Origin of the sequence: Ewingella sp. S1.OA.A_B6, from assembly GCF_049889095.1 — a bacterium.
Taxonomy (GTDB): domain Bacteria; phylum Pseudomonadota; class Gammaproteobacteria; order Enterobacterales; family Enterobacteriaceae; genus Ewingella.
The window spans coordinates 69,291-92,092 of the sequence record NZ_JBLJFK010000010.1; the positions used below are offsets into that span (position 1 = coordinate 69,291).

General features: G+C 51.9%; 23 protein-coding genes. 4 read left to right on the top strand and 19 right to left on the bottom strand.

All coding sequences use genetic code 11. The features are described 5' to 3' along the window. Positions 1-34: 34 nt before the first annotated feature. The 7 genes from ACMV8I_RS16605 to pldB form a co-directional block, all read right to left on the bottom strand. Positions 35-283, bottom strand: coding sequence for an acyl carrier protein (locus ACMV8I_RS16605; protein WP_498866315.1), 249 nt, complete (start codon positions 281-283; stop codon positions 35-37). A gap of 17 nt (positions 284-300) precedes the next feature. Continuing rightward, complete coding sequence (locus tag ACMV8I_RS16610) at positions 301-558, bottom strand: phosphopantetheine-binding protein (RefSeq protein WP_498866376.1); 258 nt, start codon at positions 556-558, stop codon at positions 301-303. Between the two features lie 150 nt (positions 559-708). Continuing rightward, complete coding sequence (locus tag ACMV8I_RS16615) at positions 709-1,434, bottom strand: beta-ketoacyl synthase chain length factor (protein WP_498866316.1); 726 nt, start codon at positions 1,432-1,434, stop codon at positions 709-711. A gap of 125 nt (positions 1,435-1,559) precedes the next feature. Then, positions 1,560-2,633 carry a methyltransferase gene (locus ACMV8I_RS16620; protein ID WP_498866317.1) on the bottom strand — a complete coding sequence of 358 codons (1,074 nt, stop codon included), beginning with the start codon at positions 2,631-2,633 and terminating at the stop codon, positions 1,560-1,562. A 75-nt stretch (positions 2,634-2,708) separates the two neighbouring features. Continuing rightward, the gene (locus tag ACMV8I_RS16625) at positions 2,709-3,098 is read right to left on the bottom strand and encodes a hypothetical protein (protein WP_498866318.1); all 390 of its coding nucleotides are present in this window, start codon (positions 3,096-3,098) and stop codon (positions 2,709-2,711) included. A 180-nt stretch (positions 3,099-3,278) separates the two neighbouring features. Next, on the bottom strand, positions 3,279-4,088 hold the full coding sequence (yigL, locus tag ACMV8I_RS16630) for a sugar/pyridoxal phosphate phosphatase YigL (protein ID WP_498866319.1): 810 nt from the start codon (positions 4,086-4,088) through the stop codon (positions 3,279-3,281). Between the two features lie 51 nt (positions 4,089-4,139). Further along, on the bottom strand, positions 4,140-5,129 hold the full coding sequence (pldB, locus tag ACMV8I_RS16635) for a lysophospholipase L2 (RefSeq protein ID WP_498866320.1): 990 nt from the start codon (positions 5,127-5,129) through the stop codon (positions 4,140-4,142). Positions 5,130-5,244: 115 nt separating this feature from the next. On the opposite strand from pldB, the gene rhtB reads away from it, so the two are divergent. Next, positions 5,245-5,865 carry a homoserine/homoserine lactone efflux protein gene (rhtB, locus tag ACMV8I_RS16640; protein ID WP_498866321.1) on the top strand — a complete coding sequence of 207 codons (621 nt, stop codon included), beginning with the start codon at positions 5,245-5,247 and terminating at the stop codon, positions 5,863-5,865. A 64-nt stretch (positions 5,866-5,929) separates the two neighbouring features. On the opposite strand, the gene rhtC is transcribed toward rhtB, so the two are convergent. From rhtC to pldA, 3 genes are all read right to left on the bottom strand, one after another. Next, the gene (gene rhtC / locus ACMV8I_RS16645; RefSeq protein WP_498866322.1) at positions 5,930-6,559 is read right to left on the bottom strand and encodes a threonine export protein RhtC; all 630 of its coding nucleotides are present in this window, start codon (positions 6,557-6,559) and stop codon (positions 5,930-5,932) included. Positions 6,560-6,597: 38 nt separating this feature from the next. Then, positions 6,598-8,430 (bottom strand): ATP-dependent DNA helicase RecQ, encoded by a 1,833-nt coding sequence (gene recQ, locus ACMV8I_RS16650; protein WP_498866323.1) that lies wholly within the window; start codon positions 8,428-8,430, stop codon positions 6,598-6,600. An 81-nt stretch (positions 8,431-8,511) separates the two neighbouring features. Beyond that, positions 8,512-9,390 carry a phospholipase A gene (pldA, locus tag ACMV8I_RS16655; RefSeq protein WP_498866324.1) on the bottom strand — a complete coding sequence of 293 codons (879 nt, stop codon included), beginning with the start codon at positions 9,388-9,390 and terminating at the stop codon, positions 8,512-8,514. Between the two features lie 213 nt (positions 9,391-9,603). Here pldA and ACMV8I_RS16660 point away from each other — a divergent pair, with 213 nt between their 5' ends. Beyond that, positions 9,604-10,086 carry a thioesterase family protein gene (locus ACMV8I_RS16660; RefSeq protein ID WP_498866325.1) on the top strand — a complete coding sequence of 161 codons (483 nt, stop codon included), beginning with the start codon at positions 9,604-9,606 and terminating at the stop codon, positions 10,084-10,086. A 73-nt stretch (positions 10,087-10,159) separates the two neighbouring features. Then, the gene (gene rarD, locus ACMV8I_RS16665) at positions 10,160-11,047 is read left to right on the top strand and encodes an EamA family transporter RarD (protein ID WP_498866326.1); all 888 of its coding nucleotides are present in this window, start codon (positions 10,160-10,162) and stop codon (positions 11,045-11,047) included. Here the strand turns inward: rarD and ACMV8I_RS16670 are convergent. Then, on the bottom strand, positions 11,036-12,103 hold the full coding sequence (locus ACMV8I_RS16670) for an AbrB family transcriptional regulator (protein WP_498866327.1): 1,068 nt from the start codon (positions 12,101-12,103) through the stop codon (positions 11,036-11,038). The genes rarD and ACMV8I_RS16670 overlap by 12 nt on opposite strands. A 134-nt stretch (positions 12,104-12,237) precedes the next feature. Further along, a complete protein-coding gene (gene corA, locus ACMV8I_RS16675) occupies positions 12,238-13,200 on the bottom strand; it encodes a magnesium/cobalt transporter CorA (RefSeq protein WP_498866328.1) in 963 nt (320 codons plus the stop codon). Between the two features lie 432 nt (positions 13,201-13,632). On the opposite strand from corA, the gene ACMV8I_RS16680 reads away from it, so the two are divergent. Continuing rightward, positions 13,633-14,109, top strand: coding sequence for a WbuC family cupin fold metalloprotein (locus tag ACMV8I_RS16680; RefSeq protein ID WP_498866329.1), 477 nt, complete (start codon positions 13,633-13,635; stop codon positions 14,107-14,109). Between the two features lie 183 nt (positions 14,110-14,292). On the opposite strand, the gene uvrD is transcribed toward ACMV8I_RS16680, so the two are convergent. The 7 genes from uvrD to ACMV8I_RS16715 form a co-directional block, all read right to left on the bottom strand. Beyond that, the gene (uvrD, locus tag ACMV8I_RS16685) at positions 14,293-16,458 is read right to left on the bottom strand and encodes a DNA helicase II (protein WP_498866330.1); all 2,166 of its coding nucleotides are present in this window, start codon (positions 16,456-16,458) and stop codon (positions 14,293-14,295) included. A gap of 77 nt (positions 16,459-16,535) precedes the next feature. Beyond that, positions 16,536-17,252, bottom strand: a complete 717-nt coding sequence (gene yigB / locus ACMV8I_RS16690) for a 5-amino-6-(5-phospho-D-ribitylamino)uracil phosphatase YigB (RefSeq protein WP_498866331.1) — start codon at positions 17,250-17,252, stop codon at positions 16,536-16,538. Next, on the bottom strand, positions 17,252-18,163 hold the full coding sequence (gene xerC, locus ACMV8I_RS16695; protein WP_498866332.1) for a tyrosine recombinase XerC: 912 nt from the start codon (positions 18,161-18,163) through the stop codon (positions 17,252-17,254). The genes yigB and xerC overlap by 1 nt, the downstream gene beginning before the upstream one ends. Continuing rightward, positions 18,160-18,870, bottom strand: coding sequence for a DUF484 domain-containing protein (locus tag ACMV8I_RS16700; protein ID WP_498866333.1), 711 nt, complete (start codon positions 18,868-18,870; stop codon positions 18,160-18,162). The genes xerC and ACMV8I_RS16700 overlap by 4 nt, the downstream gene beginning before the upstream one ends. Beyond that, the gene (dapF, locus tag ACMV8I_RS16705; RefSeq protein ID WP_498866334.1) at positions 18,867-19,691 is read right to left on the bottom strand and encodes a diaminopimelate epimerase; all 825 of its coding nucleotides are present in this window, start codon (positions 19,689-19,691) and stop codon (positions 18,867-18,869) included. Before dapF ends, ACMV8I_RS16700 begins: the two co-directional genes overlap by 4 nt. Positions 19,692-19,793: 102 nt before the next feature. Continuing rightward, the gene (gene lptM, locus ACMV8I_RS16710; RefSeq protein ID WP_498866335.1) at positions 19,794-19,997 is read right to left on the bottom strand and encodes an LPS translocon maturation chaperone LptM; all 204 of its coding nucleotides are present in this window, start codon (positions 19,995-19,997) and stop codon (positions 19,794-19,796) included. Between the two features lie 123 nt (positions 19,998-20,120). After that, the gene (locus ACMV8I_RS16715) at positions 20,121-22,670 is read right to left on the bottom strand and encodes a class I adenylate cyclase (RefSeq protein WP_498866336.1); all 2,550 of its coding nucleotides are present in this window, start codon (positions 22,668-22,670) and stop codon (positions 20,121-20,123) included. Positions 22,671-22,802: the final 132 nt, after the last annotated feature.

A 22,802-nucleotide genomic window follows, 5' to 3' on the forward strand; every position in this document is an offset into this window, starting at 1 on the left:
TGAGCGCGGATTGATACGTTTATTCGACACGAAATCAGCTTTCTTGCAGTAACTGCTCTACCGCATCCACAACGTTTTGTACTGTGCGAACTGATTTGAACAGCTCTGGCTTAATTCTGCGTCCCGTTTTCTTTTGTAGATGTACGATCATATCTACGGCATCAATACTGTCTAAATCCAGGTCTTCATACAAACGCGCCTGCGGTGTAATTTGTTCCGGAGAGATGTCGAAAAGCTTAACCAAAAGGCCAGAAACTTCTTGGTAGATATCTTGTTTTTCCATTGATTGTCACCTAACTATTAAGCACGTTGAGATTGAATAAAGGACGTTAACGTCGCTACAGAATAGAAATGCTGACGCATCTCTTCGCTTTCCGCAGATAGCACCACGCCATAACGGTTTTTAACGGCTAAACCCAATTCCAGCGCATCAATAGAATCTAATCCCAGCCCATCGCCAAACAGCGCGCCATCAGTCTCAATGTCATTGGGACTGATATCTTCCAGGTTTAAGGTCTCAATAATGATTTTTTTTATTTCAAGAGAGAGTTCTTGCATCATTTGCTACATCCAAAAGTATGTTGCCCTTATCAGGCGTCAAAATCAGGGCGAATTGTCAGTTTAATGGGTGAGCGTCTGGCGCTCACTCACTCTTTTCGACAACCATAAAACGTTCAATGGCGAGAGACTCAACGGTCACCACACATTTTAGCGATCCCACCGCCAGCCAAAGCGCCCACCGGTAACCGTAAATGACAAAGAGTTACCAAGCCAATGATGCAAAAATTGCAGGCTCTGAGGTAAATCAGGCTCAGATTTAGGCTGAAGGAGAGGAACAGTTTCACAACGTAGTTCGTTGCCGGGTTCGATCAGTAATGCCGTGGCAAAAGGATATTTAGGCATCGTCGGTGGCGTTAACGCATGATAGAACTCAGGAATGAGACCATCAAAATCCACCATCAGCACCCGGGAGTAACCTGCCTGATGCATCGCTAACACTTCGCATAACCCTTGTTGAAATGTGTCAATACCGGCCGAAAGTGAAGAAGAAACTAGCGGCTGTTTGGCCGCAATCGTGAGATTCCCCACCGCCGAGTTGTGCACCGACATGGCAAAATCCGTAGGCGATAAACTTTGCTCAGTCGCCAACGCTACCAAAATGCGATAGTTGCGTTCAAGCTCTCCGTGACGGCTGGTATACACGATGGCATCAACTTGCTGGCGGCGTAAAATGGCCAGTCCACACTCAACGGCTAAACGACTCCCAGAACTTAAACGACGGGCAGTCATCATGGGTAATTGGCTGCACTTCACCAACGGCTGGGTGTGATCCACTCGGGCAGGATACTGTTCGGCCCATAATAACCACTCATCACGATCCGCGAGCCCCGGTGCAATGGCTTGCCAGTCAGTTATGTTCAGTGTCAACTTCATTAGTTGGTGCTCTCTTGGCGGAGAAATGAGCAAAATTCAGCGTTCATTATTGATGACGAAATATTTGCCCATTATCTATCATATTCCCTTGTTTATCGCCATTCTGCGGCCTGCCTCAAAATGCATCAGCGCTTTTTACACATCAGCAAGGTATGCCCAACACCAAGGTTATCTATTTGTTTTTCAACTTCAAAACCCGCTTTATGTAAATAACTCAGGAAATTTACCGCGCTGTAAAATCGACTATTGCCATTTGCCATGCAGGTAAAATAGAGAGAGGAAGCATTTAGGCTAAAAGCCGCAGCCTCATAGGTCTGACAATCCCAGAACAGTTCCATAATACATACGCGCGCATTCGGTTTCATTTCTGCCGCGATTTTCTGCAAGATGGCAACGATTTGACCTTCAGAGAAGCAATCAAGGAACTGGCTCATCCACCAAACATCGGCATCATTGGGCAATTTTTCGTCAGAAAGCATATCTGCGGCATGACCGAAAATACGTTCAGATAATCCATGCCTGGCAACGTTCTCTTCGGCTATGGCGATCTGCTGAGGGAGATCGATGATCGTGACTTCAATCTGATCATCGTGCTGGCAGCAACGTAATGCCCACTTGCCCGTATTACCACCTACATCATAAATTTTGGCCGGCTGAAGACCAAACACGTGCGGCAATGCTGCATTAAATGCGCCATCTGAGTAAAAATGATCGAAGGCAAACCAGCTCTGTTTCGCCTGCTCAGGTAACTGGCTTAATGCAGGATAGATTGTCGGCCATGTACCAAATACCTGTAACCCCGCAGGTTTACCCTGCTGCAAGGACTCTTTCAAATGGAATAGCCCCTGATAACAGACGTCTTGCGTAAAATCCATGTTGACGCGCGTCATGGCATCGTGAAGCAAATAATGGCCAATTTTGCCGATGAAATAGCGCTCATCCGTTTGATAAAGAATCTGGCCACTCATCCCCATATCGAGCAGAACGCCAACGGCATAATCATCCAGATCACAACCAAGCGTTATCTCTTGGCGCGTAACGCCTTCCTTTCGGCAATTATCGAGCAACGCTAAAATCCCAGAGTCACGCAAATTTAGCGCTGCCTGAAATAACATCGGAGCAAATGCAATTCTTTGCGCCTCAGTAATTGCATCTAAAGCACTAATATTATCATTGTCGTAATTATAGTGTACAGTCACTCTTCGATATCCCTGATCGTCATTCCTAATAAAAAGTTAAGCCAGATATCAATCTGGCTTAAACCGAGCTTATTTTTATTTAAATGCTTTCGCTGCTAACTGCAACTGAATATCCTTATCCAGATTATTTACCCAACGATTGTAATTACGATGGATACTTCCACTACTTGCCATGAGATTAGTGCTGCTAACATAGTTAATCGTATAAGCCTTGGCGCTATAATTAACTCGAATATTTGCAGTATAATCACGGCTGGCCAAGCGACCATTAATGACGCCCGCGCCCGCAGGCGTCATAATCCAACCCCGCTGTTGACCCGCCTCAAAAATCGCTGACTTAACCTGATTGGCAGAGTTTTGTGTGATAATTGTAGTTTGAGGTGTCAGTATTGGCGCGGTGCGCACACAACCGGCGAGAGCTGTAACAAAAATAAAGCCGAGCAATAACTTATATGTAACTTTCATATATACCTTTTTTATTTTTTAATTTCATTGAGTTAGAAAATATAAGACACCAGAAAAATAATATAATAGCTTATATAAGTACAAGCAAACAATGAAATAGCGTGATCCAGTACACTCAGACAATAAAAACGGGCAAGGTTTTCACCCTGCCCGTTTTTTATGGCTCAACGTAACGCGAAGTTAAGCCGGTGCAGACAAATACATTTTCCGCAGGTAATGCGGCACCGCATCGTCAGCGTTCGAACCAATAATTTCAGCGTCCGGCATAGCTGCCTTCAGGCGAGGCAGCGAGCCACTCATCAGACAGCCTTTGCCCGCCATCGTCAGCATTTCTAAATCATTCAGACCGTCGCCAAAGGCGATGCAATCCTTCAGTGAATAGCCCATCAATTTAGAGACGTGCTCTAGCGCGTGGCCTTTCGACACGCCACCGGCCATCACTTCCAGACAGATTGGCAACGAGAAGCTGACATTAACGCGATCCCCCCAGCGGGCATTGATCGCATCTTCCAACGGCATTAACTCTTCATGGGTGTCAGCGGTGAAGTAGACCTTACCAATGCCGTCAGTTTCCAGTAGACCCGGTTCATACAGTTTGTGCTTGAACACGGACTCGCGGAAAAACTGATCCTGATCGTCACGATCGCGGTTCATATACCAGTCATCGTTACGGTAAACGTTGGTCAGAATATTCGGATTGCTATGCATGATACCGAACAAGTCACGGGCGATGTCTTCATCTACGTTGTGGGAGAAGATCAGCTCACCTTCGGTGTTATGCACCCGCGCACCGTTGGAGGTTATCATAAATGCGCTGATCTCCAGATTGTCGCGAATTTGCGCCACATCAATGTGATGTCGGCCAGTGGCAAAGACGAAGTGTACACCGCGTTGAGTCAGCATCTTCAGCGTCTCTTTGGCGTACGGGCTCAGGGTGTGATCGGGTGACAGCAAGGTGCCATCTAAATCGGAAGCAACAACATGATACATAGCGATAGGTTCTAACCTCTGATGGAGTTGTGCGCGGCAGTCCGCCGCGAGTTAATGCCGCGCGAAAAAGCGCATAATGGCATCGAGCGCCTGTGCCCGAAGGTCGTCCCGCTCAAACAGGATCTCATGGCGCGCGCCTTCGATGACCATTGGTTTCTCCCCTTCACAAGGGTGCCCGGCAACGGCCATCGCCTGACAAAAAGCAAGCTGTGAGCGGTTATCAACCACCCGATCCTCGCTTGCCTGTAATAATAGTAGGGGTGTAGTAATGTTTTCGGCTTGTTGCAGAATATGCATTCCCGCTTCAATACTTTCCCTAACCCAGTGGTAGGTCGGCCCACCAACCTGTAATTCTGGGTAATCCGCATAAAAACGCATGTTGCGGCGATAGCGTTCGCGGCTGTGCGTCAGGCCATTAACCAAAAATGGCAGTGGACGCCAGTAGCCGGTTCCAAGGGCGTACCCGTCGCGTCGCGTCGGGCGGTTTTCAGCCCAGTTGAGTATTCGCCGTGAGACCCAGCCGGGTATCCGTAAATAGATGCCGGTCATCGGTGCGCAAAAAGCTGCCGCGTCGAACGTCTGGGGATATTTCGCCAGGAACAACGCGCCAATTGCCCCGCCCATCGAATGGGCCAGCAGGAATTTTTTACCATAACCTCGCGGTGCAATTTCAAGCTGATAGAGGCGGTGTAAGTCCTCAACGTAATCGTCAAAATGCTGGACATGGCCGCGATGCGGATCCTCCAACATGCGGCCGGAACGTCCCTGCCCACGGTGATCGACAATGATCACATCGTAGCCACAGTGAAAGAGGTCGTAAGCCAGTTCCGGATATTTGACATAGCTTTCAATACGGCCCGGTGACACCAGAATGACACTGTCGTTTTCAGCGGCAGTGAAGCAGACATAGTGAATATCAACATCATCGACTCCGGCAAAATGCCTCTCTTCACGCTGACGCCAAAAATCCAGCAATGGCCCGGTTGCAAAGGCAGAAAACTCTTTCTCTCGCGTTAACCACTTTACAAAATTTGATGGCATTCAAGGGTTCCGAAAACCTGTTACAGGAATGTGAAGTAAGTTTTTTGTGAGCCGTAGCACAAGCATAAACAATAGCGTATTGTGCCATAAAATAGCCTTTTCAGGGAGTAGTACAATGACGTTGGACTGGTGGTTAACCTATCTGCTCACCACGTCGATTTTAAGCCTTTCACCGGGTTCCGGTGCCATCAATACTATGAGCGTGGGCATCAGCCATGGTTATCGCGGCGCGGTGGCATCGATTGCTGGCTTACAACTCGGTCTGGCTATTCACATCGTGCTGGTTGGCATTGGCCTTGGTGCGCTGGTTTCGCAATCCCTGATAGCATTCGAAGTGCTGAAATGGCTGGGTGCGGCTTACTTAATCTGGCTGGGTATCTGTCAGTGGCGGGCCGCCGGTGCGATTGATCTCAATGCGTTAGCCAGCAGTATGCCACGACGTCGCCTGTTCAAACGGGCGATTCTGGTCAACCTGACCAATCCGAAGAGCATTGTGTTTTTAGCCGCGCTGTTCCCGCAGTTTATTATTCCGCACCAGCCGCAGACCGCGCAGTATGTCGCGCTAGGCGTGACCACTGTGGTGGTCGATATTATCGTGATGATTGGTTACGCGACGCTAGCGACGCGCATTGCCGGTTGGGTCAAAGCACCAAAACAGATGCAACTGTTGAATCGGATTTTCGGCTCACTCTTTATGCTGGTCGGCCTGTTGCTGGCAAGTGCGCGGAAAGTTTGAGTCCTCAGAATGCAAAAAGGATCCGGTGTTAAGCCGGACCCTTTTTCATGCGCAGAATTTCTGATTAACGGTTCACAATCAACGCAATTCCAAAACCGGTAAACACCACGCCTGCTACGCCATCAATCCATTTGGATAAACGCTGATAGCCGCGACGCATCTTCGGCAGAGCAAAGACCACGGCCACCAAAGAGAACCAGGCCAGGGTTTCAATCACGATCAACAGAAATATGCCCGTGCGCTCACCACCGCTGACGCTGTCACCCACAAACATGGAGAACACACTGCCGAAGTAGATGACCGCTTTCGGGTTGGAAAGATTGGTCAACAGCCCGCGCATAAAGGTGCGGCCACGGGCAGGTAATGCCACGGCGACGTCGGCTTCTCCTGCACCACCGGCCTGCTTTTTAGCGCGCGCCGATTTCAGTAACTGCCAGCCCATCCAGCACAAATACAGGCCACCGCCGACAGTAATAATATGATGTAACCATGCCATTTTTTGCAGGATCAGATGCAGCCCCATCAGCGCAACGGCTGCCCACACTGCGACACCCAGCGTAATACCAATAACACCCATCATTGCTTCTTTACGCGAGCGGCTGGCCGCCGTTTGCGAGACAAAGAAGAAGTCAGGACCGGGACTCGCCAGTGCAATCATATGTACCATCGCAACCATCAGGAACAACGTCAGCATGATTAACTCTCTGTGTTATGTGTAGGGATTAGAATCTGTCAGTCGTCGCCGTTATCGATATGGTCTCGTATCACTGCCATAAACGGTCGGCCAAATTTTTCCAACTTGCGTTGGCCGACGCCGGTGATATCCAGCAGGTCGCTCGGGCTGATCGGTAAATGCTCGGCCATTTCCAGCAGCGTGGTGTCGTTAAAGACCACGTACGGCGGCACGTTGTTGTCATCGGCCAACGATTTACGCAGCTTGCGCAGTTTGGCAAACAGTTTGCGGTCGTAATTACCACCATAGGTTTTCTGACTCGCGCTGCTCTTAATCTTCAGCGTCTGAATGCGTGGAACCGCCAGCTGTAGAGGCGTTTCGCCCCGCAGTACCGGGCGGGCCGCTTCGGTCAGTTGCAGCGCCGAGTGCATGGCAATGTTCTGCATAATCATGCCAAGGTGAATCAGCTGGCGCACCACGCTAGTCCAGTGTTCATTGCTTTGCTCTTTGCCGATGCCATATACCGACAGCTTATCGTGCCCATATTCGCGGATACGCTGGTTGTTAGCACCGCGCAGCACTTCCACTACATAGCCCAGACCAAAGCGTTGCCCCACGCGTGCCACTACGGATAGCGCCTTTTGTGCATCAAGCAGACCGTCGTAGCGTTTTGGCGGGTCAAGGCAGACGTCACAGTTACCGCAGGCATTCTGTTTGCCTTCACCAAAATAGTTGAGCAGCACCAGACGGCGGCAGGTTTGCGCTTCGGCAAACGCGTTCATGGCATTCAGCTTGTGGCGTTCCACGTTCTGCTGGGCACCTGGGGGTTTCTCTTCCAGGCAGCGGCGCAGCCACGCCATATCCGCCGGGTCATACAGCAGCACCGCTTCGGCTGGCAGGCCATCACGCCCTGCACGACCAGTTTCCTGATAGTAAGACTCGACGGTACGCGGAATATCAAAGTGAACAACGAAACGCACGTTGGGCTTGTTGATGCCCATGCCAAACGCCACGGTGGCGACCACAATTTGCAAATCGTCGCGCTGGAAACCTTCCTGCACGCGAGCGCGGGTGTCGTTATCCAGACCGGCGTGGTACGCGCCGACACTCATACCACGGCTTTGCAAACGCGCGGCGGTGTCTTCGACTTTGGCACGGCTGTTACAGTAAATAATGCCGCTTTTGCCGCGCTGGTCCTGCACGAAACGAATCAACTGATCGAGGGGTTTAAACTTTTCCACCAGCGTGTAGCGGATGTTGGGGCGATCAAAACTGCTCACCTGAATTAGCGGATCGTTAAGCTCCAGCAGGCGGACGATGTCGTTGCGGGTAGCTTCGTCGGCGGTGGCAGTAAGCGCAATCACCGGCAAATGAGGATAGCGTAGCTTTAACTGGCCGAGAGCGCGATATTCTGGACGGAAGTCGTGCCCCCATTGGGAAATACAGTGGGCCTCATCAACGGCCAGCATGGCCGGATTCCACTGCTGCAACTGTTCAAGGAAGTCGCCCATCATCAGGCGTTCCGGGGCGATATAGAGCATTTTAATGCGCCCGCTGCGGCAACCCGCCATGACATCCTGTTGCTGTTCGCGGTTTTGAGTAGAATTGAGGCAACCGGCTTCGACACCCGCCGCCATCAGTTGATCAACCTGATCTTTCATCAGTGAGATCAACGGCGATACCACCAGCGTCAGGCCATCCATCACCAGAGCAGGAATTTGGTAACACAACGACTTGCCGCCACCCGTAGGCATCACTACCAGGCAGTCTCGCCCGGAGATTGCCGTATTGATGATAGTTTGCTGACCTGGTCGGAATTGCTGATAACCAAAGGTATCGCGTAATACCTGCTGTGCCAGCTCTTCTTTATTTATCACTGCCGCCGTAGACACTCAATTCCCCAACTGTTTAAACCGCCCAACGGCCTTTCAGACCGTTGGGACTGTATTAATGACGTTGCCCGAAGGCCTACGTTACATTATATCGTTGAGCATGATACCAACACCCACACGAGTCTGCTTGTAGTTATAGTCGATCAATGACTCGCCGTAGCCGCTGAACACTTTGGTGTAGAAGCGCATATGCTTAGTGATCGGGTAACTGACACCAACGTCCGCACCGCCGTAACCGGTATTCCAGTTGTATCGGCTCTCAACGCTGATAACACTTTCGCCCAGCGCATAGCCGACTTTCAGACGGTAGTAACCCATATACTTGTTAATATCCGGGTTATCGTCATCTTTGTCGCTTTCCGGAATGCGGTACCATGGTTTGAGATCCACTTGCCAGTTGCCATTTTGTGCCATAAAGCGCGCATAAACGCGGTTCCAGCTACGGGAAGTGGGATCTGACCGGCCATTGGAGTCATGGTTTAAACCATATTCTGCCTCACGCAGGGTCCAGCCCATCAACTGGTAATCTGTCGCCCAGGCAATGAAGATTTGCGGCTCATAATTAGTTTCACGAAATGGCGAAGACTCCGCGCGGTTAGAAAGCTGCCAGAAGGATTTCTGCGTGTAGGATGCACCAAGCAATGAGTTGTCACCGGCAATTCCGCGCCAGATCGGGAAACCCAGACTGAGCTGGAACTCGACTTCATCATGGCGTGCGTTATCAGCCCAATCGTATGATTTAATGGCTTTTTTATTGATACCACTGGTGTCACTATAAACCAGATAGTTGGTGTCATAAGGATATAAGGTAAACGGGTTGTCGTGCTCCTGCAGCAGGCTGGCGATCACGCTACCACGTACAATCGGCTTATCATGTACATCCTGAATGGTCGCTTCAGCCGTATAGCCCAGCGCCGGCATAGCCAGTAAAGCAACCCCAACAGCCCAATTTTTACGCATTACTTCTCCACCAAAATTGTTAAGTTGCCGACTGTGCGGCCACCATTTTATTGAATTTTTTGAGAACCCAGAAAAAGCAGGCCATTTTACACACAAATAGCACTCTCACTGAGTATTGATTAGATTTATCATTCGTACTCTGGAAATCAATAAGTCAACGGCCTAAAATCTACATTCCATTAACATTCAGGCCCGCACTTCAGGAAATCTGTCATGTCTGTCACTCCCATGAGCCACGATGCCGCGCGCCAATTAATCGGTGATATTTTCGTTTATGATATGCCGTTCAACCGCGAACTTGGCCTTGAACTTAAAAACCTTGATGCAGACCACGCTGAGCTCATCTTTACTCATCAGGCCCGCTTGGTCGGTAATGCCGCACAGAAGATCCTGCACGGTGGTGTGATCGCTGCCGTACTTGATGTCGCTGCCGGTCTGGTATGCGTCACCAGTTCGCTGATCCGTCGTGATAAGCCTGACCATCCCCTGCTGGAAGCGGAAATGCGCCAACGCCTGGCGAAAATGGGTACCATCGATCTGCGCGTTGACTATCTGCGCCCGGGGCGTGGCGAGGTATTTACGGTCAGCAGCCAGCTTATCCGTGCTGGGAATAAAGTTTCCGTCGCGCGAGTCGATCTACACAATGACAGTGGCGTACATATTGCTACCGCCAATGCCACTTATCTGGTGGGCTGAATAATGAGAAAGCAAATCCATCGGTAAGTATCGGTTACACTCGCTGTCTTAATTTTCATCGGGCCAGATCAACATGGACGCACAACGCACCCGGCAAGGCATTATTTTTGCTTTTATCGCCTATCTTATCTGGGGCATTGCCCCGATCTATTTTAAGTTGATTAAACAAGTTCCCGCGGGCGAAATTCTCACTCACAGGGTGATCTGGTCGTTCTTCTTTATGCTGGTTTTACTGTCAGTTAGCCACCGCTGGGGAGACGTGCGTCAGGTGTTAAAAGTGCCGAAGAAGGTGGCGCTGTTGTTGTTGACGGCCACGGTGATTGGCGGCAACTGGCTGTTGTATATCTGGGCTATCAACAATAATCATCTGCTGGAAGCCAGCCTTGGCTACTTCATCAACCCGCTGGTTAACGTACTGTTGGGGATGATATTTTTAGGTGAGCGTTTCCGCCTGATGCAATGGGTTGCCGTGGTGCTGGCGTTTATTGGCGTCGGTTATCAGGTGTGGGTATTTGGTTCAGTGCCGATGATTGCTCTGGGACTGTCGCTGAGTTTTGCGCTATACGGACTGTTGCGTAAACGCATCGGCGTAGAAGCCCAAACTGGCATGCTGATTGAAACCCTGTGGCTATTGCCGGTAGCGGCCATCTATTTGTTTTTCATCACCGACACCGTCACCAGTCATCTGCCAGCCAATCCATGGTCGCTGAATCTGCTGCTAATAGCGGCGGGGGTCATTACCACTATCCCACTGCTGTTTTTTACCGCCGCAACAGCACGCCTCAAACTCTCCACGCTGGGCTTTTTCCAATATCTTGCCCCAACGCTGATGTTTATTCTGGCGGTGTTCTACGGTGAGAAAGTCAACGTATCACAGCTCATTACCTTCGGGTTTATCTGGGCCGGTTTGATCTGTTTCGTCACTGACGCGCTTTACACTCAACACCGCCTAAGGCGTTGAGGATGAAGGTCTGGCTCTGCGCGAAATGAACCTCGCCATGGCCGGACCGGTCACAATGATGGTCAGCAGACGCAACGTTTGCATTGCCATGACGAACCCTAAATTGACATCACTGCCTGCCGCAATGATCGCCACCGTATCCAGCCCACCCGGACTTGTCGCCAGATAAGCCGTCAGCATATCGACATGCAACACCTGTGTGAGAATCCACGCCATCCCGCCGCAAACCAGCATAAGCCCGAGAATTGATGCCACCATTTGTGGCAGCGTCTGCAATGCAAGCCTGAAAATGGGCCGGGTGAATCTTAATCCTACGCTCCAGCCAATCAGGGTATATGCCATCGCCAAAAGCCACTCCGGCACCTGTAACGCCATGGTTCCGGTAGAGTGCAGCACCGCGCCAACCACAGCAGGTAGTAATAAGGCACCGGAAGGAATGCGCAGCCGGGGCCCAAGCCAGAAGCCTGCCAGCGCCAGCAGCAGCGTGGCGGCGAAACGCCAGTCAACCGGTGGAAACCAAATCACAGCCGCTGCCGCCGTCGCACCATCACCCAGGCTTATGCGCGCGACAAATGCAGCAGCCGTTGCCACAAACAACACCCGCAGATACTGCATGAAGGCCACCAGGCGCACATCGGCCCCGAAGTCTCCGGCCATCGCCACCATCGCACTGGCACCGCCGGGGGAAGAGCCCCACGCGCCGGTCGGCCCAGGCAGGCTACTGAATTTCACCAGCAACCAACCTGACATGCCGCTTGCAAGAAGCGTAGCGACCAGTACCAGAAGAACCATCGGCCAGTCATTGAGCAATGGAGGCAAGATCGAAGGCGATAAACTCTGGGCAATCATGCAGCCAAGAATACCTTGAGCAATTTTGAAGAAAACCGGCGCGATACGCACAGTTGCACCCAATAATCCCATCAGGACACCGACCATCATCGGCCCCAGCAGCAAAGCGGCCGGCACGTGAAATGCCTGAAAGAAGAAACCGAGGATCAGCGAAGCGATAACCAGCAACGACCACTGTCCCGAGGGAGCAATCCTTTCCATCAACATAATTTAATTCTGCATCAGCACAAGCGGAGGCACATTTTTAACATAGTTTGAACATCGCAGGGAAATCTGGCGGGATAAACAGGCACAAGGAGTCTGCTGGCATAGGTTCACAACCATGCCAGCAGGATTAACGCTTAAAGCCAATTCTTGCGTTTGAAGTACAGATAAGGTGCCAAACCGGCTAAGATCATCAGGCCAATCGCAGCCGGGTAACCAAAGGTAAGATCCAGCTCAGGCATAAACTTGAAGTTCATGCCGTAGCTAGATGCCACCAGCGTTGGCGGCAGGAAGACCACAGACACTACCGAGAATATCTTGATAATGCGGTTCTGTTCGATGTTAATGAAACCCATCGCCGCTTGCATCAGGAAGTTAACCTTCTGAAACAGCGATTCGTTATGCGGCAGCAGCGATTCGATATCGCGCAACACTTCTCGCGCCTGTTCAAGCTGGCTGCCGGGTAAACGGGCCTTGCGTACCAAAAAGTTCAGGGCGCGCTGGGTATCCATCAGACACAGACGCACTTTCCAGCCAACATCTTCGAGCTCCGCCAGCGTGGATAACGCGGCATCATATTCGTCACCCTGCTGACCTTCCATGATCACCCGGCTGAGTTTTTCCAGGTCACTGTAGATATTTTCAATTTCATCCGCCAGCTGTTCGATTTTGGTTTCGAACAGATCCAGCAGCAGTTCATAGGCATTACCGTCCACCAGCGTCTGGTTTCTGGCACGCATACGGTAGAGACGAAATGCCGGTAGTTCGCGCTCACGCAGCGTATAAAGGCGGCCTTCACGGATAGTAAATGCCACGGTGCTATTGCCCGCGTGGTCTTCCGCATCTTCAAAATAGAAAAAGGAGTGAATGTGCAGGCCATCTTCGTCTTCGAAGAAACGGGCCGACGCTTCGATATCATCCAGTTCCGGACGCGTTGCCAGGCTCTGGCCTAACTCACATTGAACACGCTCACGTTCCTGTTCATCTGGCTCAATCAGGTCGACCCATAACGACGTTTTCAGATCGTCGGTTTCGGCTTCAGATTCGTCCAGCTCCAGGCGGGATAAGCGGCTGTTCTCTAATTTAAAAGCACTCAGCATGTGCCCGTTCTCCCAAAGGTGACAGGTATGGACAACGCGTTGAAGCACAGGAAAACACAGGGTGAAAAAGTGTCACCGGCATGTTTCAGACCAAATTCAGATCCGACTCACAGCGACAGAACGGGGGTCGCTGACAACCACTAAGGCCATCAGGAACGAGGATAGCCTTAGAAGTGGTACCTGAAGAACAGGTTATCGAGCCAGTATCTACTGGGTGTGTCCAAGGCGAAGGTCCTCATTGATATTAGTGCGCGCATGTTACGCCGAGAAGAAAAACAGTGTCAACTACCAACAAAAGTAATCCCGTAACATTTACGCATAATATTCAGGCTATCGCGATAACCAACACAGACTTATATGCCGCCGATTTTTTGGCTACACTCGACGGCATTGATTCTGCCCTTTTTCGGCGCGTGCCGCACAGGAACTCCGATGATTAAACAGATTAACCAAGACATGATGTGCGAACTGATAACCCAGGCCGCCAATTCACCCCGCCTGCGTCAGAACCTGAATATGCATCCGACTCCGGAAGATGACGTGCAGCGTCTGGCGATTGCCATGGAACCCGGCACTTACGTGCGCGTGCATCGCCATCCGCACACCTGGGAGATGCTCACCGCGCTACGCGGACGCTTTCTGGTGCTGATTTATGATGCCGCAGGCAAAGTCACCGACCGCCTGTGGCTGGGCGCAGAAACCCGCCTGCTGGAGATCCCCGCCAACAGCTGGCACAGCGTGTTATCGCTCGACGAAGGTGGCGTGATTTTTGAAGTGAAATGCGGCGCCTACCAACCCGTAACCGAACAGGATTATCTGCCAGGTACCCCGCCGGAAGGCGGAGAAGGCGTGAAGGAAACGCTGGAATGGTATGCGAAAGCGGAAGTCGGTGAGGTTTTCGCCCTTTAATACACCGTGGTGCAAGCGTCAGCGGCTTAGGGCTTCTGAGTGCGGACAGCGCGGAGCAACCGGAGCGTACTAAAGTACGTGAGGATTATTCACTACGTTCACCCATACGGGCCGCCTTCAAAGGCGTTCAAAAGTGCTCACACTTTTGTGCGAGCACTGCCCAAGCTCAAAAGCACCAGTAAGCTAGCTTGCGGCTTCGAGTCTGGCGTAGGCCGCGACCAGCCACTTGATCCCCTCGCCGGGGAAAGCCACTTGCAGACGGCTATGTTCGCCACTGCCTTCCATATTCACGATGGTGCCTTCACCAAATTTCGGATGGACCACGCGCTGGCCGAGGGTGAATCCGGTGTCGCTGGTATTGATCGGCGTGCCCATGCGTTTATGACTGACCGGCCGTGACACACTGGCGCGCAGGCGAACTTCTTCGACACAGTTCTCCGGTAATTCACCGACAAAGCGTGAAGGCTTGTGGTAAACCTCTTTGCCGTACAGGCGGCGGGTTTCAGCGTAGGTCAGGGTCAGTTTTTGCATCGCACGCGTCACGCCAACGTAGGCCAGACGGCGCTCTTCTTCCAGACGGCCGCCTTCGTCGAGTGACATCTGGCTCGGGAACATCCCCTCTTCCATACCGACAATGAACACCTGCGGGAACTCCAGCCCTTTAGCCGAGTGCAGCGTCATCAGCTGAGCCGCATCCTGATTGGCATCCGCCTGCCCTTCACCCGCTTCCAGCGCGGCGTGGGACAGGAAGGCCTGGAGTGGCATCAGATCCTGATCTTCGTCCTGATAGCTGAACTGCCGTGTCGCCGTCACCAGTTCCTCAAGGTTTTCGATACGCGCCTGACCTTTCTCGCCTTTTTCCTGCTCATACATCATAAACAGGCCGGAGTCTTTAATGACCCGGTCAGTCTGAACGTGCAGCGACATATCAGCAGTTTCATGCGCCAGCGCATCCACCAGCTCGCAAAATCGTTGCAATGACGATGCCGCCCGGCCCGCCAGCACTTTATCCTGCAACAGCGCACGCGTAGCCTGCCACATGGTCATTTGCCGGTCACGTGCCGTCTGACGCACCACGTCGAGTGTACGATCGCCAATGCCGCGCGTCGGCGTATTCACCACGCGCTCGAAAGCAGCATCGTCATTGCGGTTGGCCATCAGGCGCAGGTAAGCCAGCGCATCTCTAATTTCCTGGCGTTCAAAGAAGCGCTGCCCACCGTAAATACGGTACGGCATGGCCATCTGTAATAACGCTTCTTCCAGCACACGCGACTGGGCGTTGCTACGGTATAAAATCGCACAATCTTTCAGTGCGCCACCGTTGTCCTGCCAGGCTTTGATGCGATTGACTACAAAGCGTGACTCATCGAGTTCATTGAACGCGCAGTAGAGCGAAATCGGTTCGCCTTCAACCCCTTCGGTCCACAGATTTTTCCCCATACGGCCACTGTTATTCGCGATCAGCGCGTTGGCGGCGGTCAGAATGGTGCTGGTGGAGCGGTAGTTCTGCTCCAGGCGAATGGTGTGCGCATTGGGGAAGTCTTTCAGGAATCGCTGAATGTTTTCGACCTGGGCGCCGCGCCAGCCGTAGATCGACTGGTCATCGTCACCGACAATCATCACATTATTGTTGTTGCCCGCCAGCAGACGGATCCACGCGTACTGAATACTGTTGGTATCCTGAAACTCGTCCACCATCAGGTTGGTAAAGCGGTCGCGGTAATGCTGCAGAATATGCGGTTTGTTCAGCCACAACTCATGGGCGCGCAGCAGCAGTTCAGCAAAATCCACCAGCCCGGCACGGTCGCAGGCCTCCTGATAGGCCTGATAGATGCGCAACCACGTGGCTTCCACTGGGTTGTTATAGGTTTCAACGTGTTGCGGACGAAGACCTTCGTCTTTTTTTCCATTGACGTACCACATCGCCTGACGCGGTGGCCACTGTTTGTCGTCGATATTCAGCGCCTTGACAATACGCTTGAGTAGACGCAGTTGGTCATCACTGTCGAGGATCTGAAAGTCCTGCGGCAGTTTAGCGTCAAGGTGATGGGCGCGCAGCAGGCGATGCGCAAGACCGTGGAAAGTACCAATCCACATGCCGCCCTGGCTGGTCCCTATCAGATGGTCAATACGGTGGCGCATTTCCGCCGCCGCTTTGTTGGTAAAGGTCACCGCCATGATGGAATACGGCGAGCAGTTTTCTACCGACAGAAGCCAGGCAATACGATGAACCAGGACGCGGGTTTTGCCACTGCCTGCTCCTGCCAGCACCAACAGATTGCTGCGTGGCGCGGCCACGGCTTCACGTTGTTTTTCATTCAGGCTGTCGAGCAGGTCAGAAACGTCCATAGGCACCGTTGGTCTGGAAGAGAAAAACGCCCAACGGACGCTTTTCTACTGTGAATTTATACAGAGAATGACGGGGATTATAGCAATGCTGTCAGCGATGCCAACTGCGAAATCTCAATATGCGGTAACAGGCGAGCATCTTTGAGATGCATCAGGTTGCCTTCACGCAGGTTTATCCAGCATGACTGCATACCGCACGCAACAGAACCGGCCACGTCGGTGGTGAGGTCATCCCCCACGTGCAGGATATGTTCGAGCGGTAAATCCAGTTTCAGCGCCGCCTTTTTATACATGTCAGCATACGGCTTGGCACGACCATGTTGGCCTGCTCTCAGGGTGAACTGGAAGTACTGAGATAAATCGCAGGCATGGGGATCCGCATTACCATTGGTGATGGCCACCAGCGGCCAGCGTTCAGCCAGCGCGGCCAACGCATCATGGTTTTCCTGTGGAACATAAATCTTGCTGCGCCAGTAGGCGAAGGTTTCCATCGCAGCTTTCGTGCCATACTTCGCATCGTCATCACTCAGACCCGCGCGGGTCATCGCCAGTTGCACCGCCTGACGACGCCACTCGGTGACATCGTGGTAAATCTCGGTATCCTGCGTGAGTAATTCTGCGCGCACAAGACGGATGACGTCTCCCGACAGGTCGGCCAGTGCCGGATGAAACCCCTGAATAAACTTCAGTGTTTCAGTATCAGTACGACGGATAACATCATGGTTGTCGTACAGCGTGTCGTCTAAATCGAAGGTGATCGCTTCAATACGTTTCAGCGGTCGATAGAACTTCATCAGGATTTTCCTCGTTTGGCTCGTGGATGCGCGGCATCGTACACCGACGCCAAATGCTGAAAGTCTAAGCTGGTGTAAATTTGCGTGGTCGACAAGCTGGAGTGGCCTAACAGTTCTTGAACGCCACGGAGGTCACCACTCGACTCAAGCACGTGAGTGGCAAAGGAGTGCCGCAGTTTATGCGGATGAATATGGCTGTTAACCCCTTGCTTGACGCCCCATTCGGCAAAGCGTTTCTGCACATTACGCGCGGAAATCCGCTTCCCTTGATTGGATAAAAACATCGCATCATCCTGAGGGGCATAATCCAGACGAAGGGCCAACCATTTTTCCAGCCAGACCACGGCAGTCCGGCCAATGGGCAATCGTCGCTCCTTGCTGCCTTTCCCCACCACCCAAACCTCACCCGCGAGCATATCGACATGTTTGATATCAATGCCGACCAGCTCTGACAGGCGCAAACCCGCTCCGTACATCACTTCCAACATCGCACGATCGCGTATTGCAAGGGGGTCGCTGGGGTCGATATCAAGGAGTTTGTCGACTTCGTCAACATCAAGATTCTTGGGCAGATGCTTATTCATTCGCGGCGTGGAGATACCCTTGGCGGGATTCACGTCGAGCATTCCCTGGCTCACTTGCCAGTCAAGGAAACTGCGCAATGCCGACATGCGTAAAGCAAGACTGGTTTCCCCTTGTCCGGCGCGTTTACTTTTTGACAGTAACATCCGCACCTTTGGGGCATCCAGTTGACGCCAATGAGTAATACCGATTTCACCGGCCATGCCGATAATGACGTCGAGCTGACGTTGGTAGCTACTGGAGGTTAGCGGGCTAAGCTGGCGCTCAACGCGCAGGTAACGTAAAAATGCCTCGACCGCTGGATTCAGTGGCGAGTCAGCGCGACTCATGCCCGTTCGATCCAACGTTCCAATAAACCGGGCAGCATCTTCGCCAGTTGGTTGAGCATCACGGTGCCCATCCCCGGCTGATAGTGTTGCACGTCGCGACTGCTGAAAATCAGCATGCCCAGCTCGCCGTTTTCGCCCATCAATGAAAGCGCGACGGAGCCAACGGCTTTGGCCTGCGGTAATACCAACAACAATTCGGGGCCGTTTAGGCTGCCGAGAAAATGATGGGTGTCGCCAAGACGCTGAATGCGTAGCGACTCAAATGCACTGCGGTTGAGTGCCAGATGAGTAAAGTCCGACGGCGCACCAATGCGCCAGCTTTCGCTGAACAGACGGACGCTGGCACCCGCCAGCCCAAGACCGCGCGCCCAGCGTTGCAGGCGGTTAAGCATATCCTGCAAGCTACTGGCTGCGGCCAGCGTGGCCTGCAACTCGATCAAACGTCCGAACAGAGCTTCATTAACGGAAGCCTGCTCCATCAGCAAGGTGATCTCTTCTTCTAACTGACCAATCTGATTACGCTGGCGGCCTAATTGCCACTCCACCAGCGAAATGCTGCCTTTCACCGGGTGCGGTACGTGCATTTGTTCAACGCTGCGCGCATTACGAATGAAGAAATCTGGGTTTTGCAGCAGATATTGCAGCACGCTATCGTCGTCAAGCGCGATGGCAACAGCTGCGTCCAACTGGTCGTCAAGATTGTTCATAGATGAATAAATCCGTCATATACGTGGGTGGCAGGGCCGGTCATATAAAGCGGATGACCGGGTCCTTTCCAGAGGATCTCGAGGTTGCCTCCCGGCAATTCCACCAGAACATCTTCAGCAAGTAAACCCTGCAGGATCCCGACTGCGACAGCTGCACAGGCACCGCTTCCACACGCCTGGGTTTCACCAGCACCTCGTTCGTAAACGCGCAGTTTCACCGTTTCACGGTCAACTACCTGCATGAAGCCGACGTTGACGCGTTCAGGAAAACGCTCGTGACTTTCCAGCATCGGGCCCAGTAATTCAACGCTGGCGGTGGCGACATCCTCGACCTGCAACACACAGTGAGGGTTACCCATCGAGACTACACCACAAAAGATAGTGTGCTCTTCGGCGCGCAGGATGTAGGTCTTTTCTGCTTTTACAGCGCGGAAAGGCACTAACTGTGGGTCAAACACCGGTTCGCCCATATTCACCTGCACCATTTCGTCTTCGGTGACGGTTAATATCATGCGACCGGTTTGCGTACTGACGCGAATGTCACGTTTACTGGTTAAGCCTTTAATACGCACAAAACGGGCAAAGCAGCGAGCGCCATTACCACATTGTGCTACTTCACTGCCGTCAGCGTTGAAAATGCGGTAGTGAAAGTCGAGTTCAGGATCGTAAGGGGGTTCTACAACCAGCAACTGGTCAAAGCCTACACCACGGTTACGGTCAGACAAACGGCGGATCAACTCGGGAGAGAAATAAACATTTTGGGTGACAGCATCGACGACCATAAAGTCGTTGCCCAGGCCGTGCATTTTGGAGAACTGCATATTTTGCTCCGCTTACCACTGGTCAGATCCAGTCGCGATGATCCTTTACATTATTGTCTATTTCCGCAGAAAACCTGCAGAAAGCGCAATCTGGTCACGCAATTAAGTTCTAGAATGGCTGCCCAGTTTCTCCGGTGACACGCCATTTTGCTGAGACGAACCATCACCTGCGACGCCCGGCACCTGACCATTTTTTTGTGTTGATGATTTGTCAGCCGGTGGGAAATAGAGTGGTCCTTTCAATCCACAGCCAGAAAGAGTAAAGAGTACCGTTGCGGCCAAAGACCAGAGTAAAACGTTTTTCATTTTATGAATGCCTGTAATTCATGCCACCAAGCTCTCTATAATCGCAGGTGGATCATGAAAAGCAATAGGAATCGATAATCTCAGACCGCGCAGTTCAGAGATTCAAAGGGGAAAAATCCCGGTTTAATGCAGTTGAAAACGCTTTGGCTCTTCTGCTGTGCTTTCAGGCACGGTGGCACAAAGATGCGCCAGCGGATTATTGCGAAAAGGGATCACTTGGGTACGACCATCGAGTGACACAATCTGGTAAAACTGCGGCAGGTTGAAATTGATAAAGCTAGAGCCATAGGTAAAACGGTCATGCGATGATGAGTAGAAACGGCTGACGTCGCGCACCAGATCTTCTTTACTGCCTTCGCAGTGGTGATAAACCTCGACGCGATTGGCTTCATCAAGAATGTAGATGTTGAAACCGACATCATCACTGCTCCCTTCGAAGAAGAACTGAATAATCCCTTCGCTAGCGTAGCCGTCAATTACCGCCGGTAAATGCGCCTGACCCGTTTGCACCTTGACCGATAAACCATGCAACTTGTTGTTGGAAATAGCACCGTAGAACTCGATAGCATTTTCCAGTTTTTGCACCGAAACACTCAGCCGCTCAAAGAATAATCCCCAGGTTTGCCCGGCGACGCGCACCGCTTTAAAGCGGCCCGGTTCAAGACGTTTGCTCGACAAACGCAGTTCGATGCACTCAGAGACCAACTGTTGAATACGTGTACGGATAAGGCCGCGTAAGTGTTGGCTATAGCAGAACACTTCCACCGACTCCGGCGGCGCGGCGTCCTGGTGCATTTTGCCCAGAATAGTTTTCAGCGCTTCCAGCACCGCCTGCTCGCCGCTGAAATGCAGCGTTCGCACTTCATTCCAAGAGTTGCGGTACAGCAAATCAATACTGCCAACCAGGCATTGCTGTTGCTGACCAAAGCTGAACACGTCCAGTTTGCGGAAATCGAAATGTACCACCTGATTACGGAAGGCAGCAGTCGGATCGTGTTCAAGGTTAACAATGATCGCCAGATGACGGATTTCACACGGGCTGTACAACGCTTTGGGCGTAGGTGCAGCCAGTCGAAGCGAGAAATGATGTGAAACGTCCGCCACCAACTCGCGCAGTTTGGCGATATCACACAGACTGCCGCTTTTAATATGCAACCGCGTGGTGGAGGTGAGTAAGCCGTTGAAATAGGCCCAGGCCACCAGCTTGTTCAGGTAGCGGTTATATTCCAGCGGCTGATGACTGACGATGGACTCCATAGACGGCGACTGGTTATACAGATACCAGCCGGTGCGGTTGGCGCGGCCAATAGGCACGTGGATAAAGGTTAAATCGCTCTCTGACAGGTCAGGAGAAATCTGTGGGTTCACCAGCGTGACTTTGCCCGGCAGCGCTTCAAATGCGGCGTACAACTTACGGGTCAGCACGCCGATATCCTGCGGGCTGGCGCTGACGCTTAAATTGTTGCGACGGGCGAAACGGATCAAATTGCGGTAACTCTGCATCATGGCATCAAGCAGTTCGTTATGCGCTTCGCGCACCCGCTCGATTTTCCAGTTAGCGCGGTTATCAAGAATCGCCAGACGATCATCACTCCAGCCCCATTCGCTGACCAGTTGGCTGAGGATTTCACGACGCCAACCCACTGAAGCACTGGTGCGGGAGAGCTTTTCGCACACTTTCAGATAGAAGCAGCGGCGGACAAGATCGAGGCGCGTGGTGTCTTCAACTTGGGTTAGATAACGGGTCACGCGTTCGAGCATCATGCAGTAAGAATCGAGGCCAAAGCAGACAATTTCGCCCTGATGCAAACGTTTTTTGATGTCCATCGCTAACAGTGACGTATTCGGGTATTCCCAGGAATAGGCTTCCAATAGCAAGGTTTTGAGTACCGCTTTGTAAGGCGAATCAATACTTTTATACAGTTGCCACAAGCTGGCACCGAAATACTCTTCAGCCGACAGCGTGTCGAGTCCGCCTAGGTCCAACCACTCATTGGGCGTCAGTGCCCCCTGGGCGTAAAGCGACAGCACGTATTCGTCGTAATGTCCTTCTTCTTCACCCGGCACCATATTCCACAGAATACGTTTCCCAGCCAGACGTACGGCGGTCCGGTAAAATTCATCAAGTAAAAGAATGTGCTGCGTCGATCCGCAGTCTTCACCACCAAGGCTGCCACTTTCATTATGGCGGAAGCGATTTTCATCAATCAGGAAGAAGCTCACTTCCACGCCAAGCGACGCGGCCCATTTCTCCAACAGGCTGCATTTCTGCTGTAAGCGATTGCGCTCTTCGTTGTCGAGCCACGACTGATGACACACCCAGATATCAAGATCCGAAGTGTTACTCTGACCAATAGAGGAGGTACTGCCCATCGAGTAGACGCCGGTGATTGGCAGTTCGCCTTTCGCCATAACATCTACAGAGCTGCCCCATTTATCTTCGAGGTCAGCGAGGTAGGTAGTTTGAATATCATCAGGCGTAAAGATGCAGACGCCGTGTGGGACCTTACCGTCAAGGTATCCGGGCATCAGGGGGTGATGGTAATGTAGTAAAACTGGCAGAAGACTGTAGACCTGTTGGAAAGCCGGTCCCATGGCCGCTAAGGCGCGATCCACGCGTAACTGGTTTATCGCATCCAATCTCTGCTTCAGTGTCTCGATGTAGAGGTACAAGACTGTTCGCCTGATTTTACAGTGTTTAGAAAAAACCCCGTTCCAAAACCGTCATTTATCGTATAAAAGAAATTAGTTGACGGGTAAATGCTGGAAACGTGATCAATTTAACACCTTGCTGATTGACCGTAA

Excerpts from the sequence above, each read along its gene's own strand:
- ACMV8I_RS16605 (WP_498866315.1), bottom strand. The coding sequence starts at position 283 with ATGGAAAAACAAGATATCTACCAAGAAGTTTCTGGCCTTTTGGTTAAG.
- ACMV8I_RS16610 (WP_498866376.1), bottom strand. The coding sequence starts at position 558 with ATGCAAGAACTCTCTCTTGAAATAAAAAAAATCATTATTGAGACCTTA.
- ACMV8I_RS16615 (WP_498866316.1), bottom strand. The coding sequence starts at position 1,434 with ATGAAGTTGACACTGAACATAACTGACTGGCAAGCCATTGCACCGGGG.
- ACMV8I_RS16625 (WP_498866318.1), bottom strand. The coding sequence starts at position 3,098 with ATGAAAGTTACATATAAGTTATTGCTCGGCTTTATTTTTGTTACAGCT.
- yigL (WP_498866319.1), bottom strand. The coding sequence starts at position 4,088 with ATGTATCATGTTGTTGCTTCCGATTTAGATGGCACCTTGCTGTCACCC.
- pldB (WP_498866320.1), bottom strand. The coding sequence starts at position 5,129 with ATGCCATCAAATTTTGTAAAGTGGTTAACGCGAGAGAAAGAGTTTTCT.
- rhtB (WP_498866321.1), top strand. The coding sequence starts at position 5,245 with ATGACGTTGGACTGGTGGTTAACCTATCTGCTCACCACGTCGATTTTA.
- rhtC (WP_498866322.1), bottom strand. The coding sequence starts at position 6,559 with ATGCTGACGTTGTTCCTGATGGTTGCGATGGTACATATGATTGCACTG.
- pldA (WP_498866324.1), bottom strand. The coding sequence starts at position 9,390 with ATGCGTAAAAATTGGGCTGTTGGGGTTGCTTTACTGGCTATGCCGGCG.
- ACMV8I_RS16660 (WP_498866325.1), top strand. The coding sequence starts at position 9,604 with ATGTCTGTCACTCCCATGAGCCACGATGCCGCGCGCCAATTAATCGGT.
- rarD (WP_498866326.1), top strand. The coding sequence starts at position 10,160 with ATGGACGCACAACGCACCCGGCAAGGCATTATTTTTGCTTTTATCGCC.
- ACMV8I_RS16670 (WP_498866327.1), bottom strand. The coding sequence starts at position 12,103 with ATGTTGATGGAAAGGATTGCTCCCTCGGGACAGTGGTCGTTGCTGGTT.
- corA (WP_498866328.1), bottom strand. The coding sequence starts at position 13,200 with ATGCTGAGTGCTTTTAAATTAGAGAACAGCCGCTTATCCCGCCTGGAG.
- ACMV8I_RS16680 (WP_498866329.1), top strand. The coding sequence starts at position 13,633 with ATGATTAAACAGATTAACCAAGACATGATGTGCGAACTGATAACCCAG.
- uvrD (WP_498866330.1), bottom strand. The coding sequence starts at position 16,458 with ATGGACGTTTCTGACCTGCTCGACAGCCTGAATGAAAAACAACGTGAA.
- yigB (WP_498866331.1), bottom strand. The coding sequence starts at position 17,252 with ATGAAGTTCTATCGACCGCTGAAACGTATTGAAGCGATCACCTTCGAT.
- xerC (WP_498866332.1), bottom strand. The coding sequence starts at position 18,163 with ATGAGTCGCGCTGACTCGCCACTGAATCCAGCGGTCGAGGCATTTTTA.
- ACMV8I_RS16700 (WP_498866333.1), bottom strand. The coding sequence starts at position 18,870 with ATGAACAATCTTGACGACCAGTTGGACGCAGCTGTTGCCATCGCGCTT.
- dapF (WP_498866334.1), bottom strand. The coding sequence starts at position 19,691 with ATGCAGTTCTCCAAAATGCACGGCCTGGGCAACGACTTTATGGTCGTC.
- lptM (WP_498866335.1), bottom strand. The coding sequence starts at position 19,997 with ATGAAAAACGTTTTACTCTGGTCTTTGGCCGCAACGGTACTCTTTACT.